20 protein-coding genes are annotated in these 19,893 nt (G+C 68.5%); 7 read left to right on the top strand and 13 right to left on the bottom strand.

Translation table 11 applies throughout. The annotated features are described in order from the left end of the window. The first annotated feature begins 6 nt into the window (after positions 1–6). From F8566_RS10205 to F8566_RS10180, 6 genes are all read left to right on the top strand, one after another. Complete coding sequence (locus F8566_RS10205) at positions 7–987, top strand: GlxA family transcriptional regulator (RefSeq protein WP_225993033.1); 981 nt, start codon at positions 7–9, stop codon at positions 985–987. Between the two features lie 94 nt (positions 988–1,081). Next, complete coding sequence (locus F8566_RS10200; RefSeq protein WP_151559814.1) at positions 1,082–2,026, top strand: tetratricopeptide repeat protein; 945 nt, start codon at positions 1,082–1,084, stop codon at positions 2,024–2,026. 262 nt (positions 2,027–2,288) lie between these two features. Further along, on the top strand, positions 2,289–3,356 hold the full coding sequence (locus tag F8566_RS10195; protein ID WP_151559813.1) for a rod shape-determining protein: 1,068 nt from the start codon (positions 2,289–2,291) through the stop codon (positions 3,354–3,356). A gap of 11 nt (positions 3,357–3,367) precedes the next feature. Continuing rightward, complete coding sequence (locus tag F8566_RS10190) at positions 3,368–3,964, top strand: hypothetical protein (protein WP_151559812.1); 597 nt, start codon at positions 3,368–3,370, stop codon at positions 3,962–3,964. A 150-nt stretch (positions 3,965–4,114) separates the two neighbouring features. Further along, positions 4,115–4,558 carry a hypothetical protein gene (locus tag F8566_RS10185; protein WP_151559810.1) on the top strand — a complete coding sequence of 148 codons (444 nt, stop codon included), beginning with the start codon at positions 4,115–4,117 and terminating at the stop codon, positions 4,556–4,558. After that, positions 4,555–4,863 carry a winged helix-turn-helix domain-containing protein gene (locus F8566_RS10180; protein ID WP_151559808.1) on the top strand — a complete coding sequence of 103 codons (309 nt, stop codon included), beginning with the start codon at positions 4,555–4,557 and terminating at the stop codon, positions 4,861–4,863. Before F8566_RS10185 ends, F8566_RS10180 begins: the two co-directional genes overlap by 4 nt. Positions 4,864–5,026: 163 nt before the next feature. Here F8566_RS10180 and F8566_RS10175 read toward each other — a convergent pair whose 3' ends face one another. The 8 genes from F8566_RS10175 to F8566_RS10135 all read right to left on the bottom strand — a co-directional run bounded on the left by F8566_RS10175 (position 5,027) and on the right by F8566_RS10135 (position 13,843). Next, complete coding sequence (locus F8566_RS10175; protein WP_151559806.1) at positions 5,027–5,671, bottom strand: hypothetical protein; 645 nt, start codon at positions 5,669–5,671, stop codon at positions 5,027–5,029. Between the two features lie 77 nt (positions 5,672–5,748). Next, complete coding sequence (locus F8566_RS10170; RefSeq protein WP_151559804.1) at positions 5,749–6,459, bottom strand: GntR family transcriptional regulator; 711 nt, start codon at positions 6,457–6,459, stop codon at positions 5,749–5,751. 6 nt (positions 6,460–6,465) lie between these two features. Continuing rightward, entirely contained in the window at positions 6,466–9,348 is a 2,883-nt protein-coding gene (locus tag F8566_RS10165) for an FAD-binding and (Fe-S)-binding domain-containing protein (RefSeq protein WP_151559802.1), read from the bottom strand. Between the two features lie 51 nt (positions 9,349–9,399). Beyond that, positions 9,400–10,695: a hydroxyacid-oxoacid transhydrogenase gene (locus F8566_RS10160; RefSeq protein WP_151559800.1), complete on the bottom strand. Its 1,296-nt coding sequence runs from the start codon at positions 10,693–10,695 to the stop codon at positions 9,400–9,402. 176 nt (positions 10,696–10,871) lie between these two features. Then, complete coding sequence (locus tag F8566_RS10155; RefSeq protein ID WP_151559798.1) at positions 10,872–11,219, bottom strand: tautomerase family protein; 348 nt, start codon at positions 11,217–11,219, stop codon at positions 10,872–10,874. A 217-nt stretch (positions 11,220–11,436) separates the two neighbouring features. Further along, on the bottom strand, positions 11,437–11,673 hold the full coding sequence (locus F8566_RS10145) for a hypothetical protein (protein WP_151559796.1): 237 nt from the start codon (positions 11,671–11,673) through the stop codon (positions 11,437–11,439). 181 nt (positions 11,674–11,854) lie between these two features. Beyond that, positions 11,855–12,280 carry a hypothetical protein gene (locus F8566_RS10140; RefSeq protein WP_151559795.1) on the bottom strand — a complete coding sequence of 142 codons (426 nt, stop codon included), beginning with the start codon at positions 12,278–12,280 and terminating at the stop codon, positions 11,855–11,857. 528 nt (positions 12,281–12,808) lie between these two features. Next, positions 12,809–13,843 (bottom strand): saccharopine dehydrogenase family protein, encoded by a 1,035-nt coding sequence (locus tag F8566_RS10135; RefSeq protein ID WP_318836402.1) that lies wholly within the window; start codon positions 13,841–13,843, stop codon positions 12,809–12,811. 101 nt (positions 13,844–13,944) lie between these two features. Here F8566_RS10135 and F8566_RS10130 point away from each other — a divergent pair, with 101 nt between their 5' ends. Further along, the gene (locus F8566_RS10130; RefSeq protein ID WP_151559793.1) at positions 13,945–14,931 is read left to right on the top strand and encodes a helix-turn-helix domain-containing protein; all 987 of its coding nucleotides are present in this window, start codon (positions 13,945–13,947) and stop codon (positions 14,929–14,931) included. A gap of 157 nt (positions 14,932–15,088) precedes the next feature. Here the strand turns inward: F8566_RS10130 and F8566_RS10125 are convergent, their stop codons facing one another. From F8566_RS10125 to F8566_RS51030, 5 genes are all read right to left on the bottom strand, one after another. After that, entirely contained in the window at positions 15,089–16,747 is a 1,659-nt protein-coding gene (locus tag F8566_RS10125; RefSeq protein ID WP_151559792.1) for an AMP-binding protein, read from the bottom strand. 4 nt (positions 16,748–16,751) lie between these two features. Then, entirely contained in the window at positions 16,752–17,627 is an 876-nt protein-coding gene (locus tag F8566_RS10120; protein ID WP_151559791.1) for a crotonase/enoyl-CoA hydratase family protein, read from the bottom strand. 57 nt (positions 17,628–17,684) lie between these two features. Beyond that, positions 17,685–18,281: a TetR/AcrR family transcriptional regulator gene (locus F8566_RS10115; protein ID WP_151559789.1), complete on the bottom strand. Its 597-nt coding sequence runs from the start codon at positions 18,279–18,281 to the stop codon at positions 17,685–17,687. Between the two features lie 392 nt (positions 18,282–18,673). Next, the gene (locus tag F8566_RS10110) at positions 18,674–19,321 is read right to left on the bottom strand and encodes a lipase family alpha/beta hydrolase (protein ID WP_225993062.1); all 648 of its coding nucleotides are present in this window, start codon (positions 19,319–19,321) and stop codon (positions 18,674–18,676) included. 157 nt (positions 19,322–19,478) lie between these two features. Then, the gene (locus F8566_RS51030) at positions 19,479–19,637 is read right to left on the bottom strand and encodes a helix-turn-helix domain-containing protein (RefSeq protein ID WP_264159305.1); all 159 of its coding nucleotides are present in this window, start codon (positions 19,635–19,637) and stop codon (positions 19,479–19,481) included. Between the last annotated feature and the right edge of the window lie 256 nt (positions 19,638–19,893).

Here is a 19,893-nt window from a genome sequence, read left to right as displayed (position 1 = left end):
CGGGCTGTGGACTGTCGCCCGGTCGCGGTCGTCGGCTACGAGAACGCCGAGCTGCTCGACATCGCGTGTGTCACGACGAGCCTGGACATGGCGAACGGTCTCGGCAGGCTGCGGACCCCGTACCAGGTCATGATGGTCAGCCCGGGACAACATGCGATCTCTTGCCGACCCGGGATGCTGCTGCACAGCACGCATGCGCTCGAACGACTTACCGGTCCGCTCGACACGTTGATCGTCTCTGGTGGGTTCGGCCACGCCGAGGCCGCCGCCAACCCGGTCATCGTCGCCCACGTACAGCGGCTGGCCAGGATCAGCCGGCGGGTGGCGTCGGTGTGCACCGGGGCCTACGTCCTGGCCGCGGCGGGGCTGCTCGACGGCAAGCGGGCGACGACCCACTGGAGTTTCGCCGACACGTTCGCCGCCCGATACCCCGGCGTCGACGTCGACCCTGGGCCGATCTTCATCCGGGACGGGAAGATTTCCACCGCGGCGGGCATCACCAGTGCCCTGGACCTGACGCTGGCGTTCATCGAGGAGGACCACGGCGTCGAACTCGCTCGGCAGGTCTCCCGGATGCTGGTGACCTATCTGCAGCGCCCTGGCAACCAGGCGCAGATGAGCATGTTCACGGCCGCGCCGCCGCCCGGCCACGACGCCGTACGGCGCGTGGTCGACCACGTCAACGCCAACCTCGCCGGCGACGTCAGCACCGTCGCGCTGGCCGCGATCGCCGGGGTCACCCCACGCCACCTGACCCGGCTGTTCCTGACGCACATGGGCCAAACGCCAGGCCGCTTCGTCCGCGAAGTCCGCGTCGCAGCGGCCGCCCACCTCATCGTCAGCACCTCACTACCGCTGGCCGAGGTGGCCACACGATGTGGGCTGGCCTCGACTGAAACCCTCCGTGTCGCCTTCACACGGCGGTACGGAATCCCGCCGTCGCAATACCGCGCCCGCCACCGAGGCGCCCACAGCAACCGTGGCTGAGCGCCCGTCTCCTTCCCAGCGGCCCGATGACCATGACGCTGAGCCTTAACGTCGATCGGGAATCGCACGGGCTGCGATGGCAGACTTTCGGCCCATGCCCGTACAAGATCCGCATATCCACCTGCTGAAGGCCGCGCGGTCGCTCGCCGAATGCGAGTTCCTGCTTCGGCAGTTCAGCGGCGAAGCAGCAGTCCCCGATCTGATCGCCCAGGCCCGCCACCACTGCGATCAGGCCGAACAAGGGCCGCACGACGACACCGAGGCCGCCGCCACCCTCGCGATCCTGCGTACGGTGGCCGCGACGTTCGCCCTACGGCACGTGGTGCTGTCCGACGTGTGCTGCGATTTCGACGATGACGACGGAACGCTGCTCAACGGGTTGGGAGAGCACGACAACGAGGGCGTGAGCCGTCCGCTTGCTGAGCAATCCGTTCTTGCCGCAGAAGCCGCCCTCGACGCGGATCCTCACGACGCCCTCGTGCCCCTCTACCTAGGCCATGCCCACACCTGGACGGGTGACCGAGACTCCGCCATCGCCGCCTACCAGGAAGCCCTGCGTCGTGCCCCGGACGACCATTGCGCCCGTTCCGCACTCTCCTACCTTCACGCTCCGCCCGCCAAGGCACCTCAGAGCGAGATGAGCCACCCCCGCCACGCCTTTGTCCTCATGCGCTGCGCCTACTGGATCAACAACAACGAATGGGAGGACGCGCTCTTCCTGTTCACCTCCGTCGCCGAGGTCCGCACGCACCTGACCACCGTCCTTGGCGCTGGCTCCAATGTCGGCTCCCGACCCGATTACCTGACCGGTGAAGACCTGGACGATGAGGGCGCGGAACTGGCCCTGTACATCCACCGCCCCGGCGACCCCATCACCATGTACGACCTGAACGCCCGCCTTGACGAGGACACCGGGACCACGTCCATCGACTGGACCGGCATCCCAGTGGACGAGTCGCTGGAACCGCCTCTCCCACCCGGTCGCCCCCTTCGCCTCCTCTCCAGAGTGTGCTTTTCCCACGACCCGGGGGCGATGTAGCGGGCGTGCCGCAAGCCGGGTGTGCGGGCGTGCGGGGCGGGGCAGGATCCGTACCGCTCCGGTATTGGTTCCGCCAGCCGGGGCAGTCAGTTACCTTCAAATGGATGATTTCCGCCTGAATTCGCGCGGTCGGGACAGAGAAAATACATCAACTCCTTTACGGTCGCGCTTGATGATCTTTTTGCCAGGTGATGGGTTCGTGGAGGCTCAAGATCGAGTAATTTACGGTATGCGAATGAACAAGATCACCTAAGGGTCTTCCATGGGATTGCTTTCAGCGGTCGTCAACGCAGATACCGCGCTGGATCTGGGCACCGTCTACTCGCGTATCTTCGTGCCCGAACGGCAGGTGCGCATTTGCGCGCCTTCGGTGGTGATGGTCAGTCGCGCCACCGGACGGGCCCTTGTCGTAGGACGGGACGCGCTGAAGGGCGATGAACTGGGTTGGCGAGATGTGGAGCTCGTCAGGCCGGTCTGGAATGGGACGGTAACTGAATACGGAGCGGCAGTCGCGCTGGTGCGGTGGTTGCTGAAGTCAGCGCATCCAGGGCGAGGCCGGCTGCGGCCGCGGGTGGCAGTGGCGGTCCCTTCAGGTGCTGCGAAGATGGAACGGCGAGCCCTGGAACAAGTGATTTCGCGGGCGGGAGCACGTCAGGTCGTGCCAGTCGACCATGGTTTGGCCGCCGCACTTGGGCACCAGGCCGAAGGCGCCGGTATCGCGGCACGGATGGTGGCGGACCTGGGCGGAAATTCCACCAAAATGGCGATCGTCGCCAAAGGGAGAGTTTGGGCCCACCAGACCTTGCCCGTAGGAGGCCTGCGGCTCGACCAGGCAGTGGCCGCATGGGCCTTGCGGGAGTACCGCCTCGTCCTGAGCATGGAGGCGGCCGAACGGTCAAGAGTGCAGGCAGAGACGCTGGTCGTAGAGGCCGGGGACCATGAGCCTCTGGAGATCTGCGGCCAGAATCTCGACTCCGGGAAGCCGACGGTCCACACGGTCACGGCCGGAGAAATCGCTACTGCCTCCACGCAGGTGATCGATCGAATTGTTGAGGCTTTGGAGGAGCTGCGTAATTCCTGCAACCCTGAACTGACCCGGCAACTGCTGATCCACGGCTTGGTGCTGTCCGGTGGAGGAGCGCTGGCACCGAGGTTGCCGACCTTGCTGCGCCAGCGACTGGATCTACCCGTACACGTGAACGCTTGTCCGCAGGACGCAGTGATCATGGGAGCGGCGCGCTACCTGAGCGGTCCTTGGACCAAGAAACTCAAAAAGCAACAGGAATCGCTGCGCGAAGTGCCAGCGACACCGGTTCCTGCCAGCGATTGAAAGCTGAGCCAATGGGAAACATCGATGCAACGATTCCGTCCACCTGTGAAGAGATCCTGACCAACAGCGAGGCGATCCCGAGCACCCGTGAAGAGACCCTGGCCGCCTGGTTTCTGGGGCAGGCCAATACCTGCTGCCCGGAAGGTGACCTGCTGGAGCTCGGGCCTGAAACGGTAGGGGCGTCGCGCTTCTGCCGGGATGGGGAAAACTACCTGTCTCCAGATTTGGAGGTGACCGACTGGAAGACGCTCCGAAACCAGAGCACCAAGCGATTCAGATTTGTGCATTTCACCGCGACCGGGACCTACAGTGAACTGCTGACCCGCATCGATACGGCGCGTTTCCTGCTCCGGGTCAACGGCATCGTCGCCATCACCGGATACCGGGCAGGGAATAATCCAGCTGCGGCCGCGGCCGTCTGGCATTCAGTTCTAGCGGGGACTCTGCGCCCTATCTGCACGACCAGGCACCGCTTTTACGGCATGTGGGGCGATGCCGCTCCCGTTCAGAACGAACTCCTGGTGTGGTTGGCCAGTCACGTTTCCGGATATGCCGCAGAAGTCCACAGCATCGCCAAACACCGGATCCTCCACTTCAACATCACCTAGCCCGCCGACACGTACCCGCCCCGCACCAAGCAGACGTGCGGTAGCAAGCCGCCGCCCGTCCGAACGTGGCGCGTTGCCGCAGTTACTTTCCTGTGAGGAAAGTTGGTGGTACTTTCCTCACAGGAAAGTAACTCTGCGTCGGGAGCGCTCATGAACCCCCAGGAAGCACAGCTCGCCCTGCAGGACATCCACGCGCGCAGCCAGCAGGTGGTGCGCAAAGCCCGTCTCCCCTGGTGGCACCCCGTGGGCGAGGCCATCTGCATCTTTGCCTTGGGCGCGGCCGGCGATCTGGACCCTGATGGTGACGGTGTCGGCTTCGAAGTCGTCTGGGGGGCGTACATCCTCTTGCAGTTGGCCCTGGATGAAGCGGCCGAACGGCGCATGGGCATCCGGCTGCGGCGCACTGCCCGCACCACCGCGTTGAACATTGCCTACATCTTGCTGATGCTCACCGTTCTCATCGTGGGCGCCTGGGGCTTCAACCAACTTGACGTTCCCCTGCCCGCGACGCTTACGGGAGCGTGCTTGGCCGCTCTGACGCTCCTGCTGGCGAAGCCGATGCACCGAGCCCGTCAGGCCAGCCTGCGCCGATGACCGGCGCACACTTCGACGAGTTCATCCACGTCCCAGCCCGCCTGTCGATCCTGGCGATGCTGGCGCCGACCGATTGGGTGGAGTTCCGCGTGCTGCGCGACCATCTGGGCACCAGCGATTCGGCGTTGTCCAAACAGATCAGCGCCCTGAACGACGCGGGCTACGTGGACGTGCGCAAGGAACGCCTCCACGGGCAACGCAGCACCCGAATCCGCCTCACCCCGCATGGCCGCGCCGCGTTCCAAGCTCACGCCCTGGCCTTGGAAGAGATCGTCGCTGCCGCCCGCAAAAAGCCCGGCCCCTGAACCCCCTCACCACGAGCAAGGAAAAGATGCCCCCTACAGAGGGTGGCCCCCTGCAGAGGGTGGCACCTGCAGAGGGTGGCACCTGCAGAGGGTGGCACCGCAGAGGGCGGACTACTGGAGCCTCGCGCCGCCATGGCCACCGCGTCCGGTGGGACGCTTCTGGTCAGGCTGGCGTGTCCGCGGCGGCCTCCCAGGGCACCGGCCGGAGAAAGCTTGCGCCCAGCAGTCGGGTGTGGTTCCACAAGTCGTCTTCCGGCGCGTCGAGGCCGTCGACAACGAGCCGTGCCGGTGGGAACGGCCGTCCCTCGCGCAGCTGCGCCAGATCCGTCAGGCGGGCCCGATCCTCTGCGAGGTCGCCGGGTTCGTCCAGACTGCCCAGCGCGGTCCGCAGGTCCCGGTAGTACTTCTCTTCATCGATCAACACTGCGATCTCGTAGAGCTCGATCGTCACGAACCGGCCCAGCATGGACTGCACGCCTTGGCGCAGAAGACCGGCGTGCTCGTCCAGCCGTCCGGCCCCTTGGAAGATCGAGTGCAGTGCCGGCAGGGCCGCGTCGAGCTGGGCGAGTGCGCGCTCCTTCGGGGCGAGCGGCGCGGTGGCCTCGACCGGACCTTCCTCGTCGTCATCGTCTTCTGGAGGGAACGTCGTGGTCACCAGATCCGCAGGCCGGAACATCGCCAGCCACAGCAACGGCACGCAATAGACGTCCTCGGCGAGCACCTTCTGCTGGATGTCGGGGATCCCGGACTCCCAGCCGGGGTTGATCCCCTCATGGTCGCCGACGAACAGGAACGACCGATTCGCCATGATCGGTGACCCTACCGAACCCCGAGCGGCACTCGGTCCACGATGTCCGGGCAATGCCGTACGGCCTGCCCGACCCCCTACGGGGAGGCGTCGCGGATCAGTTCGGTGTCCGCGGCGGTGACGGGGGTCTGGTTCTCGGCGGAGACCTGGCTCAGGAGCAGCTCGGCGGTGTGCGCTATGTGGCTGCGCATGGCTTCGGCTGCGGCGTCCTCGTTCGCGGAGGCCAGGGCCGTCATGATCGGTTCGTGTTCGGTGGCGATGTCGGCCAGGGACCGGGTCTGATCGACAGTGGACGCCCCGACCGTGGTGATCGTGTCGCGCAGGCCGCCGACCGTGGTGGTCAGCAGCGCGTTGCCGCCCGAGCCGAGCACCAGCTCGTGGAACCGCCGGTCGTGCCGCATGAAACGGACCTCGTCGTGGTCGGTGGCGGCGGCACGCATCTGCGCCAGCTCGTGGCGCAGCGCGTCCAGCAGTTCGGGACCGGCGTGCCGCGCGGCCAGCCGGGTGGCGGGGACCTCCAGGAGCAGCCGCATGTGAAAGACCTCGGCGATGTGGCGGGGATCGCGCCGGATGACGCGGAAGCCGCGGTTGCGCTCGATGCGGACCATTCCGGTGTCGGCCAGCCCCAGCAGCGCCTCGCGCACAGGGGTGCGGGAGATCTTCATCTGGTCGGCCAGGCGGCTGACCGAGTAGAGCTCGCCCGGACGCAGTTCCCCGGTCTGGATGGCCTCCCTGAGCACCTCGGCCACCTGCCTGTTCAGGTTGTACGTACCAACGATCTCGCGCACGTCAGATCATCGCCTCAAGGGCTCGGCCAGGAGTTCGGCCAGGTGAAGGCCGTCCCGGCCGGCCAGGGCCGCCAGCTGGGTGCGGCAGGAGAACCCGTCGGCCAGGACGGTGGCGTCGGCATCGGCAGCCCGGACGGCGGGCAGCAGGGCGGTCTCGGCCACCGCCACGCTGACGTCGTAGTGGCCCTTTTCGGCGCCGAAGTTTCCGGCGAGTCCGCAGCAGCCGCCGACCGGCTGGACCGACGCGCCGGCGCTTTCCAGCAGGGCACGGTCGGCGTCCCAGCCCATGACGGCGTGGTGGTGGCAGTGAGGCTGGGCGACGGCGGTCACCCCGTCCAGCGGCGGCGGCGTCCAGCCGGGCCGCTCTGAGAGCAGCTCCGCGAGGGTGTAGACGTCCGGCAGGGACGGGGCGTCCGACGGGACGTTCAGCAGTTCGCGGGCGTCGGAACGGAACACCGCGATGCAGGAGGGTTCCAGGCCGACGATCGGTGTACCGGCCTCGGCGTGCGGCGCCAGGGCGTTCACCGAGCGGCGCAGCAGCTTGCGGGCCGTGCCGAGCCTGCCGGTGGAGATGTAGGTGAGCCCGCAGCACAGCCCCCGCTGGGGGATCCGTATCGAGAATCCGGCGTCCTCAAGAACTCGCACCGCCGCGATGGCGACCTGGGGGCTGAAGTGGTCGGTGAAGGTGTCGATCCACAGCAGCACCGGGTCGCCGGGCGCCACGGGGTGGTCGCGGAACCAGCGGCGGAACGTCTGGGACGCCACGCGTGGGAAATCGCGTCGGTGGTCCACCCCGGCCAGGCGTTTGCCAGGTCCGGCCAGCGGGCCGTACATCATCCGGTTTGTGAGGCGCGGCGCCCGCGCGGCCAGCCGTACCCACCGGGGAAGGCCGCCCAGCACATAGTGCGACATCGGCCGCAGCCGGTGCCGGTAGGACTGGTAGAGGACCTCCGCCTTGTAGGCGGCCATGTCGACGCCGGTCGGGCAGTCGGACGAGCAGCCCTTGCAGGCCAGGCACAGATCCAGCGCGTCGTGCACCTCCGGGGATCGCCAGCCGCGCACCAGCTCGCCGTTGGCCATCTCCTGGAGAACGCGGGCGCGCCCACGGGTGGAGTCCTTCTCGTCCTTGGTGGCCAGGTAGGACGGGCACATGACGCCGCCGGCCCCGGTCAGGTCCGCGCGGCATTTGCCGACCCCGGTGCACCGGTGGACGGCGGCTGTGAAGTCGCCCGCGTCGTCGCCGTAGGCGAACGCCAGGCCGCGCCGCCCCGAAGCGGTGGCCGGCCCCCGTAGGTTGGCAGCAGAGCCCCGCAGGTTGGCAGCAGGCCCCCGAAGGTTGCCATCAGCGACGCGCAGGGTGGCGGCAGGCACCCGCAGGTCGGCGTCCACCGGCCGCGGCCGTACGATCACCCCGGGGTTGAGCACGTCATCGGGGTCGAACACCGCCTTGACCCGCTCGAAGAGCCGCAACGCCGCCGAGGAGTACATGATCGGCAGCAGCTCGCCGCGGGCCCGCCCGTCGCCGTGCTCCCCGGACATCGAGCCGCCGTGCGACGCCACCAGCCTGGCCGCGTCGGTGAGGAATTCACGGAAGACTCGCGTACCGCCCTGCCGGTCGAGGGGAAAGTCGATGCGGACGTGCACGCAGCCGTCGCCGAAGTGCCCGTACGGCGTCCCGGCCAGGCCCCGTTCGGCCAGCAACGCCTCGAAGTCGCGCAGGTAGGCGCCGAGCCGTTCGGGCGGCACGGCGGCGTCCTCCCAGCCGGCGTACGACATGCGCCCGTCGTGGGGCCTGGCCGCCAGGCCCGCGCCGTCCTCGCGGATCCGCCACAGCGCGGCCGCCTCCGCCGGATCGGCGACGACCCGGTGATCGATGGCGTCGGCGTCGGACGCCAGCGCGGCCGGGTCCACGCCCTGGTCCCCGCCCGGCAGCTCCACCAACAGCCAGCCGCCTCCCCGGGGCAGGTCGGGGACGGGGGCGTTGCGGCGCAGCCGGCGTACGACGTCCACGATGCGCGCGTCCAGTCCTTCTGCGGCGATCGGCCGGTGGGGCAGAACGTGCGGTACCGCGTCCGCCGCCGAGGCCATGTCGGGATAGCCCAGCACCACCAGCACCGGGTCGGCCGGTATGGGCACCAGCTTCACGGTGGCGCCCAGCAGCAGGCCCAGAGTGCCCTCGGTGCCCACCAATGCCCGGGCGGGATCGAAACCACGCTCGGGCAGCAGGTGTTCCAGCGAGTAGCCCGAGATCTGCCGTCCGAACCGCCCCAGCTCGGTGCGGATCGTGGCCAGGTCGGCCCGGACGACCCCGTCCAGCGCGGTGAGCGCAGCCGAGGAACCCACGTCGGCACCGCGCCGCGCGGCCAGGCGCTCGCCCGTCCCGGCCAGCACGTCGAGCTCGACGACGTTGTCGCTCGTACGGCCGAAGCCCAGCGCGCGCGAACCGCACGCGTTGTTGCCGATCATCCCGCCGATCGTGCACCGGCTGTGGGTGGACGGGTCGGGGCCGAACCGCAGCCCGTGGGGAGCCGCCGCCCGCTGCAGGCCGTCCAGCACGACACCGGGCTCCACCTCGGCGGTTCCAGACCCGGGGTCGATACCCCGGATCTGGCCCAGGTGCCGGGAGAAGTCCAGCACCACGCCCTCGCCCACGGCGTTCCCGGCGATCGAGGTCCCCGCGCCGCGCGCCGTCAGCGCGACACCCAGCGACCGGCACACCTCCAGCGCCGCCGCCACCTCGTCGGCCGAACGGGGGAACGCCACGACACTGGGCAGCACCCGGTAAAGCGAGGCGTCGCTGGAGTACTCGGCGCGGCGGCGGCTGGAGATGTCCGCATCGGCCAAGCCCGCCTTGCGCAGCGCTCGCAGGATCTCGTCGGGAACGGTCATCGGCTCTCCGTCAGCAAGATCACGTGCCGCCGCCGGACTGCCATGGACGCCTCACCACAACGACAGCGAACGGGTGAAGATCTGCGCGATGTCGTCCTCGGTCACCGGCCGGGGCGAGGTCGTCAGCAGCCGCTGCTGCTTCATCGTGCCGTTCACCAGGTCGGGCACGTCCGATTCCAGGTAGCCGACGCCGCCGACTCCGTTCGGGATGCCGATGTCGCGCATCAGGTCCATGAGCGCCGCAGGTAGGTGCTCCTCAGCGGCATCCGGCCGGTCGAGGTGGGGGGCGAGCAGCTCGGCGGCCCGCACGTGCCGTTCGGGATGGGCGGTGAAGGTGAACCGGAACGCCTCCGGCGCGGTCAGCGACACCGACATGCCATGCGGCACCATCGGCTCGCCCTCGGGGTAACCAGGCGGGTGGTAGTCCCTGACGCGGCCCGCGATGGGATAGCCGTTGGCGTGCGGGATGTGCACGCCCGCGTTGCCGAAACCCAGCCCCGCCATGGTGGCGGCCAGTGCCATGTCGGTGCGGGCCTGGAGGTCGTCCGGGTTTCGGACGGCGGTACGGAACGAGCGGGCCAGCAGCCGCAGGCCCTGCTCCGACCACATGTCCGAGATCGGGTTGGCTCCGCAGTAGGGCACCCGTTGCTCCGGCGCCTTGCGCTCGTAGGAGGTGTACGGCCGTGCCGTGTAGCTCTCCAGCGCGTGCGACAGGATGTCCATGCCCGCCGACGCGGTCACCTCGGGCGGCTGGGTGATCGTCAGCGCCGGGTCGACCACGGCCATGGTCGGGCGCAGCCAGGCGTGGCTGATCCCGGTCTTGACCTTCAGCGCGAGCACGTCCAGGACGCAGATGGTGGTGCTCTCCGCGCCCGTGCCGGTGGTGGTCGGCACGGCCACCAGCGGCTTGAGCGGATGGGACGGCGGCTTGGCGGCTCCCACCGGGGCGTTGATGTAGTCCATCAGGCCGCCGGGGTTGGTGGTGAGCAGGTTGACGGCCTTGGCGGTGTCGATGCTGGACCCGCCGCCGACCGCGACGAACGCGTCCCATGGGCCGGATTCGCGGGCGTGCTCGACCGCCTCGTTCAGGCTGTCGTCGGTGGGCTCGACATGGACGCCGTCGAAGACGTGCGCCTCGATGCCGTACTTGGCCATCTGCTCGGCGATCCGCTGGGGATGCCCGGTGGCGGCGATCCCGGCATCGGTCACCACCAGGACGCGGTGCACGCCGAGCCGCGACAGATCGAAACCGATCTCGTCGCAGGCTCCGACCCCGAACTTCAACGCGGGTGAACCGTAGGTGAAGACAGTCTCGGACTGACCGGGCTGGGGGTGGTTCGAGGTCATCGTCGCCGCCTTTCAGGAGTCCGACCGCGTTCTCGGCGAGTGTTGCATATAACATGCAACCCGTCCACAGCCTGGAACTTCGCCGAGATCGACCGCATCGGCCAGGCTGACCAGCCGCTGAAACAACAATCGGCCGGGTCGTCACGCGACCCAGCCGATCTCACGAGACTTCGAGGCTAACCGCTGGTCACGAAGGCCGCGATGTCCTCGATGCGCACGATCTCCCCGCCTGCTCCCCAGTTGCCCTCCGGAATCTCGTTGATGTGCACCCACGCGGCGTTGGCCTGGGTGAGCCGTTCCGGATCCGTGTCGGCGTCCGCGAGCACCCGCGTGACGCGCCGCACGATGTCATGGCGTTTGTCGTCGTTCATCGAACCGGCCGGGACCCCCACCCGCACCACGTATTTCGGCTTCTCCCCGGCGGGCAGCTGCCGGCCGCCCACGAACCAGGCATCGATCTCGTTGACCACCAGCCACGAGATGGACCTGGCCGCCTCGGTGTCGGGGGCACCCTCGGCGACCATCACCTCCGACGGTGCGGGGAACCGGTCGCCGCCTCCGACGTGACGGCGCTGCCCGGTCCAGGCGCCGCCTATGGACCGGGGACCAAAGTGCTCGCCCGGCGCAGCGGCCTCGCACCCGAGGAGTCGTAACGCGGCCGCCCCATCTCCTCTGCCCAGATGCACGACGGGTCCTACGGCGCCGGAAGTCGCCTGGCTCAGGTCGAGGCGAGGGGGTCGGTCAGCTGGTCAGTCGCTTCCGCAGGAGCTCCTTGCCCTGCTCGGCGCCCTTCCGGCTCTCGCCCTGGGCGCGGCGGAAGAAGCCGGCCAGTTCGGTGTCGCCGGCTCGGTCGGCGTCGGAGATGTAGGTCTCCAGCCGCACCACGTTGCTCAGGCACTGCTCGACGAACCAGATCAGGTTGTAGTCCTTGTCCTTGGTTCCGGTGATTTCACCGGTCTCCTGACGTGCCGGATCCATTGCTCTTCCTTTCCGATTGAGCCTGGCTTGCCGCTGCCCTACCCCCTGACTCCAAGCGTTAACGCCATTGGCTCGGCCACCCTCGTTGGCCAAGGTCACGTAGGACGTATTGGCGCAAACCGGTGTGCGAGGACGCTCTTCTAGGACAGCGGGGACGCTCTTCTAGGACTACGGGGACGCTCTAGGACTCGGTGTAGTGCAGGTTGGGCAACAGGGACAGAACGCCGGTCACGGTGTGGTGCAGAACCCCGTGGGCTGCCGTCCAGGCCTTGGCCGCATTGGCGTCGAGTCCGTCCAGGGGCGCGGTGTGGGTGCGGCAGACGACAGCGGCCCACTCGGCGTTGACGGCGAGCCGAACCGCGATCTCGGCGAGCTGGCGGCGGCGTTCGGCCGCTGCGGTGTCAGTGCCGGTGTCGCGCAATATCTCCCGGTTGGCCAGCTCCCGGCAGCTGTGCGCTGCACGCTGCCAGCGGAGCGCCAGCAGCGCGGGACTGGCGCCAAGCGGCGGGTGATCCAGCACGTTCAGTATCTCGCTGGCCGTCGCGGCGAGCTCAGCCGCCTCGCAGCCTTCGTGGACGACGTCGGCCGGGTTTGACGCGGGAAACACACATCGAAGTTACACCCTCACACTCCGTAATGTTAGGAGCTACGGGCGCCTTGAAGAGTGATCCAAATCAGTACGGAAGAGGGCGGGCATGCGCGATGCGACGCTGCCGCCGGCCTGAGCGAGCACCGAAGCTCATGGTGTGCGCGGCGTCGACCTGGGCGGGCCCGCGGCAAGGCATGGCCGGGGCCCGCCCACACGGCACCCCGTCCATGTCTTGCACTCACCAGCAGTAGATCCAACAGACGGGGTACCGAGGAGACGCTTCTCACCAGAGAGACACCACGAATCCTGCAACAGTGCCGGCATAGCCGCTCCCACCGGCCAGTCACGGGAACATCAAGAAAGGGATCCTGCGTCTTGGCGGCAGGCTGCCCACCGCTCCCCCGCCGCCTGATCGACTCGCACCTCCCTCTGCGTTCGGCCCGAGGATGCGTCCGAGGCTGACGGCGACAGGTGTGCCTGACGTTCAAAACACGGCCTCGGCTCCGTCCAGCAGGACGGAGCCGAGGCCGCGATCTTCGACGGCGGTTACTGGCGCAGTTCGAACGAGAGGTGAGCGGACAGCGCGCGGAGGAAGTCGGCCGCGTCGAAGATCTCCCCAGCGGAGGCGACCCCGGTCGTCCTGGTCTGACCGGTGAGGATGCGGTGGACGGCCTCCACCGCGAGCGGTGCGGTGATGGCGTAGATGTCCTGGCCGCTCGCCGTGGCGCGCCGTTCCGCGTCGCCGGAACGCACCACGACGTCGATGAGGAACGTCTGGTCGGAGCGCCCGCGCTCGTCGGCCGCCGCCGGCGCCGGCGTGTCGGGGGCCGACAGGTCCTCGACCGCCTCGACCGTCATGTACGAGCGCACCTCGGGCACCGCCAGGTGGCTGGGGATCGTGACGACGTCGGCCATGCTGAACTCTCCGATCACGGACCGCACGCCCACCGGCTCGGGGAACGTCCACTTCAGGGACGGGAGAGCGTCCTCGTGATAGTCCAGCTTTCCGTTGGTGAAGCGAACCCGCCGGCCGTCCCGCCGTTCCCGGGAGACCGTGCCCGAGGCGCGCGTCCCTGCGGTGGGCAGCCAGCTGCTCAGCGCGTACGCGACGTGCGTCTCGTCGGCGGCCGTCCAGTCTCCCATCGCGGCGGTGGCCAGCAGGTCGCCGAGACCGCCGAAGAACGCCATCGCGGGGACGACCACGGCCCCTTCGGCGCGGGCGCGGTCCGCGAAGTGCGCGAACGTGTCGGCGTTGGCCTCGATCTCGGCCGCCACGTCCACGTACGGGATGCCGGCGCGCAGGGCCGCCTCGATCACCGGGGCGGCGGTCGCGGCGAAGGGCCCGGCGGTGTTGATCACCGCCGCCGTGCCGGCCAGCGCGCGGTCGAGCGACGCCGGATCGTCGGCCGACGCGGGCCGGACGTCGAGCCCCGGAAAGGACTCCGCCAGCTCTTCCAGCTTCCCGGCGTCGCGGCCGGCCAGGACCGGGACGAACCCGCGATCCTGCAGCTCCGCCACCACGAAGCGCCCGGTGTGCCCGTACGCGCCGAAGACCGCGACTGCCTGACCCGATCCCATCATTGTCTCCCGTTGTGCTCGGTTTGATCCGCTGAAGAGATCATGGCGGCGGCAGCCGGCCCCGCACGAGTGTCTGGAACGCCATGCGTCGTACAATTCCGGACATGGATACTGTCGCGGTCGCCGTCACCGACGGGATGCTGCACTTCGAACTGTCGGTGGCCTTCGAGGTCTTCGGCACCGCCCCGGACGGCGTGACCGTCCCCTGGTACCGCCTCATCGGCTGCGGGCCGGGCGCCATACAGGCCGGCAGGTTCCGGCTGGAACCCGACCACGGGCTCGACCGGCTGTCGAACGCCGACACCGTGATCGTGCCGGCGTGGGCCGATGTCGACGCGGACCCGCCCGGTGACCTCATCGACGCGTTGCGCGCGGCCCATCAGGCGGGTGCACGCGTGGCGGCCCTCTGCACGGGCGCATTCGTACTGGCCGCCGCAGGTCTACTCGACGGGCTGTGCGCGACCACGCACTGGGCGCACACCGATGTGCTGGCCGAACGCTATCCCCGCGTGGAAGTCGATCCGGACGTGCTCTACGTGGACAACGGCAGTGTCCTCACCTCGGCCGGCAAGGCCGCCGCGCTGGACCTGTGCCTGCACCTCGTCCGCCTCGACCACGGTTCGGCGGTCGCGAACGCGGTCGCGCGCCGCCTGGTCGTACCGCCGCACCGGGCCGGTGGCCAGGCCCAGTTCGTCACCTCGCCGGTGCCCGCGCAAGAGAACAATCCGCTCGCGGAGCTGTTCCCATGGGCGATCGAACGGCTGGACCATCCGCTGACCGTGGAGGACCTGGCCCGCCAGGCGGCCATGAGCTCGCGCAACCTGGGCCGCCACTTCAGGTCGGTGACCGGCACGACCCCGCTGCAATGGCTGCTGACCCAGCGCATCCGCCGCGCCCAGGAACTGCTGGAGATGACCGACGACAGTGTCGAGGCGATCGCGGCGGCCACCGGCATGGGCACCGGCACGACGCTGCGCCGGCACTTCAACCGCACGGTCGGCGTGCCACCCGACACCTACCGCCGCACCTTCCGCACCTCGCACGCCGATTCTTCGACGATCAGCAAACGGCCAGCCGCAAGCCGGGCGTAAGCGAACTAACGAATCTACAAAGTAAAGGACCGAGGTTGTTTGATCGCTAGAGCGACGCGGCTGTTACGCGTCACGCGATCACTACAAGCCACGCAGCTACTGCGAGACATCCGGCACAGGCCGGCGTCGTCGGGAGATCGGCGTGGTCACGACCGGGTTAGGCGAGGGGGGTGAGGTCGGCCAGGCGGTCGCGGAGGGCGAACTTCTGGATCTTGCCCATGGCGTTGACCGGGAACTGCTGGGCGAGGTACCAGTGCCGAGGGGTCTTGTGCGGGGCGAGACGGCTGCGGACGTGGTCGTGCAGCTGGCTGGCCGTGGGCGGCCGGGCCGGATCGGCGGGTTTGATGATGGCGGCGACCTGTTCGCCCCAGTCGCTGTCGGGTACGCCGAGGACGAGCGCGGCGGCGACGGCGGGGTGGTCGGACAGGGCCGCCTCGATCTCGCGGGGATAGATGTTCTCCCCACCTCGGATGATCATGTCTTTCAGGCGGCCGGTGATGGTCAGGTAGCCGCGTTCGTCCATGGTCGCGAGGTCGCCGGTGTGCAGCCAGCCGTCGGGGGTGACGGTGGCGGCGGTCGCCTCGGGTGCGTCGAAATAGCCGACCATGACCTGGTACCCGCGGGCCAGGATCTCGCCGGTCTCGCCCACCGGCAGCACCGCCCCGGTGACCGGGTCGGCGACCTTCACCTCGACCTGCGGCAGCGGGCGGCCGGTGGTGGTGCACTTGTCCTGTGCGGTGTCGTCCGGGCTGGTCTGGGCGATGATGGGGCTCAGTTCGGTTTGGCCGTACACGGTTGAGAAGCGGGCTCCGAAGCGCCGTTCGACCTCCTGGACCAGGGGCGCGGGTACGGTGTCGCCGCCTGACATGACCGTGGCGCAAGAGCTCAGGTCGTAGGTGTCGAAGCCGGGGTGAGCCAGCAGCCCGGCAAGCATCGCCGGTACGCCGGCATACAGGTCGGCCCGCCAGTCCTGGATCGCCTGCAGCACCAGGTCAGGCTGGAACGACTGTGCGAGTACGAGGGTGCCCCGGCTCACCGCGGCGCCCAGCACTGAGAGACCGCAGCCAGCGGTGTGGAACAGCGGGAGCGCGGTCGCCCAGACACCGCCTTCGGGAAAGCCCGCCCTGGCCGCGACCAGGGACGCGTTCGTCACCAGCCCCCGATGGTGCAGCAGCGCGCCCTTGGGGAATCCGGTGGTGCCGGAGGTGTACTGGATCTGGGCGGGGTCTCCGGCTTGGACCGCCGGCAGCGGGCCCGGCTGGGTCTTGGTGAGCTCGGCATGCCAGCCGGCCAGATGGATGGCCTCGCGGAGTTCGGGACGCCGGGGCCGCACGCGGTCGACGATCGCCGCCATGTCGGTGCCGCGGAACGCGTCGATGTAGGCGATGCCGACCGAACGGGACTGGGTGAGCACGTACTCCAGTTCGGTCTCGCGCAGCGCCGGGTTGGCTGTGACCAGGACCAGACCTGCCATGGCCGCGCCGTACTGAAGGATCACCCATTCAGGGATGTTGGGTGCCCAGACCGCGACGCGCTCCCCTGGCGCGAACCGCTCGTTCAACCAGGTCGCGGCCCGATGGGCGTCGGCCAGCAGCTCGCTGTAGGTCCATGTGCGACCGGTACTGCCGTTGTTGGGTGAGGCGTTGCCGGGCGGAAGGTTGCCGGGTGGGAGATTGCCGGGTGTGGCAGCTTCGGCCAGCGCGATCCGGCCGGGTGCGGCGGCGGTCGCCTGGCGCAGGACGTCGCCGGGGGTGAGCTCCAGAACGGGGTGGGACGTGTCGGCAGGCCAGTGTGAACGGGCGAGACGGGGGGCCATGGCCTCAGTGCTCCAGGTCGTTCTTGGTGGGGATGGGGCCGCCGCCCTCGGGGATCCAGCGGCCCGAGTCGCGCCATTTGACGGCTTCGTGGAAGCCGTGCTCGGCGGCGAACCCCTGGAACCAGCGGCCCTCGGGTGAATGCCGGGTGATGCCGTCGAACAGGGTGGCCAGGACCTGGGTGCCCTGCAGGCCCATGTTGTCGTACGCCTGGTTGATCATCAGCTTCTGCATGACGAGCTGGTTGATCGGCACCCCGGCGATCCGGTCGGCCAGGGTCTCCACGGCGGCGTCGAGCTCGTCCGCCGGGACCGACTCCAGGACCAGTCCCCAGTCGGCGGCCTGGCGCCCGTCGATGGTGTCGCCGGTGAACAACATCCGCTTGGCTCGTTCGGCACCGAGGCGGTAGACCCACATCGCCGTCGTCGGGCAGCCCCACACCCGCGACGGCATGTACCCGATCCGCGCGTCGTCCGCCATGATCACCTGATCGCAGGAGAGGGCGATGTCGCTGCCGCCGGCGACCGCGTGGCCGTGCACCTTGGCGATCGTCGGCTTCAGCGAACGCCAGAGCGAGAAGTAGTCGTCGGTGTTGCGCTTCATCATGCGGTAGTCCTTGATCGGATCCCACACCGGGCCCTGGGTGTCGACGCCCGCCTCCGCGTACTCCTTGAGGTCGTATCCCGAGCAGAAGGCCCGCCCGGCGCCCTGCAGCACGATCACATGGACGTTCGGATCCTCATTGGCCCGCTCGACGGCCTGCGGCAGTTCGCGTGCCAGCCGGTGGTTGATCGCGTTCAGCCGCTCGGGCCTGTTCAGGGTGAGGTAGGCCTTGCGGTCTCTGACCTCATAGAGCACGGTCTCCGGCGGTACGTCGTTCATCACTGCATCCCTCCTGGGGGTCGTCTGTGCCGCGGGATCACGGGTGGGCCGCGAGGATCACGGGCGGGCGGCGAGGATCATCCGGGTGACGGTCGCCCATTGCTCCAGCAGCGGTTCCTGATCGGCGGCCTCGCGGTAGAGCACGTCCGAGATGGCCATCCCGCGCAGCAGCTGGACGGTCAGGTCCGCGACCATCGGGTAGGCGGGAGAGCCGGTCACCTCAGGGCCGAGCACCTCGCCGATGACCCGGTAGAGGTCGCGCCGGGCGGCGCCTTCCGCACGGCGCAGGACCGCGCGCAGCTCCTTGCTCGTCCGGGCCGCCGCCCAAAGTTCCAGCTCGGCGCCGAAGGAAGGGCTGGCGAAGGCGCTCCGCAGCACCTGGAGGCCTCGGGCGACGGGGTCCGGGTCGGCGGGCGCCTGGGCCAGTTCTCGCCGTACGGCCTGCTCGTTGCGTTCGACCAGCTGCCCGATCGCGGCACCGAACAGCTCCTCCCGGGTGGGGAAGTGGTGCAGCAACGCCCCACGGCTCACCCCGGCGCGGCGCTGCACCGCCAGCGTGGTGCTCGCCGCGTACCCCTCCTCGATCAGCGACTCCACCGCGGCGTCCACCAGCCGTTGCCGCGTCGCTTCGCGCTGGGCATCCCGCTTGGTCATCCCCACGCCCTTCACCGTCAGTGCTGACTGTGAGCGGCAGCATCTCACAGTCAGAGCTGACTGTGAAGGGATCGGCCGGCTGGGCTGCGAACCCCATATCGGGCCGGGCCAATGAAGTTCCGGCGCGTAAGAGGACACGATGGCGAGCTCCGTGGCACCCTATGTGGGTGCCCTAGCCGGGCGCATGCACCTTTTGTGGTTGTGCGGCGTTAATGGCGTGAGCATACGGTGAACAGTTCGATTTTCGCGGTGAAATGAAGGGGCCCCGCATCCGCAGTCGTGGAGGACAGGCCGGATGCGGAGCTCCGCCGAGCGCCCCGGGTATCTGCCCAATCCCATTGGTCAGATCCTGGGGCCTCCGCCGTGCGTGAAGGCAGGCGTTCGATCGGTCTTCAGGTGGGACAGGTGGTCGCGGGCGGGCCGCCATGAAGAATCGAGACGACCAGATCCTGAACCGCGCCGTCAGCTAGTTCTGCGGCATGTTCGACTCTGCGGCCAGGACAGAACGCTTGAATTCGTAGGTTTGTCGCAGTGGGCAACGAGGTCTTCTCTCCGGTCCCTTGGTCGCTGAAGAGATGGAAGGCCCGTACGCCAGGGGGAATCGGTGGCGGAGCGTTCAGTCGCTTGAGGAATTTCGACGACGGCAGTAGATCGCGGCAGCCCTGCGCCGTGGCCGCACAGAGCAGGCCCAGCCAGTCCCCCGCGTGAGGCGTTCCCACGCTGATGTACGTGCTGACGTGCCGGTGGCCGCCGAGAGCCTTGATGTAGTGCCGTAGCGCCAGCCCGCCCATCGAGTGCCCGACGACATCGACCCGGTCGGCGCCGGTCTTCTTGCGGATCGCCGCCGCCTTGCCGGCCACGGTTCGAGCGGACGCCGTGAGCGCCGCTGACCCGCTGGGGCTTCCCGCGAGCTGAACGGAGTAGGCGCGGAAACCTCGCGATTTGAGCCCCGAGACCATTTTGTCCAGCATTTTCTGCTCGGCACGGATGCCCCCCACGACCAGGACGGGATTGTGGGCGGCCGCCTGGCTCCCGTCCATGGGAGCCGCGATACCGCTGATCACCAGCATGGCGGTCAGCAGCACAGTGGGACGTGCGGCGGTCATGAGCCGGTGCATGGATCGCCGCTTGTCTTGGCGCCGCCCGGCGCTCGCGATCTCATCGCCGGGGAGGAACGGAGCAGCGCTCGCGCCGTCCTCATTTCCGGCCTGAACGCTGAGCGCCGCCTCTCGGACGTATCTGGGTTCCCGCTTCCTGGAGCAGTCTGCGAACCATGCCCTCAGTGATTCCCTCCTTGGCGGCCAACTCCCGCATCGTCTTGCCTTCTTCATATTCAAGCTTAAGCCGGCGAGACATTTCGGTTCGTCGATGACCGGCGATCGAGCGACGTTGACGCGGTTCGACGACATACCACGGCCTAGACATGAGTCATCCCGATCTCACGCGGAGGAAACTGTACGGTCACCACTGTGTCTCCTGCTGAAAGCCCGGAAACACATTCTTGGCGGTACCTGTTCCCGATTTTTCCTACACTCTTACCCTTTGGTGAGGGGCATACGGCCGTTTCTGATGCCTGCCCGCACCGCAACGGTACTTGCCAAACCTTTCCTGA

The sequence above is a fragment of the Actinomadura rudentiformis genome (genome assembly GCF_008923185.1).
Taxonomy (GTDB): domain Bacteria; phylum Actinomycetota; class Actinomycetes; order Streptosporangiales; family Streptosporangiaceae; genus Spirillospora; species Spirillospora rudentiformis.
The sequence above is the reverse complement of the archived record's forward strand: the minus strand, read 5'-3'. Positions and strand labels throughout refer to the sequence as shown.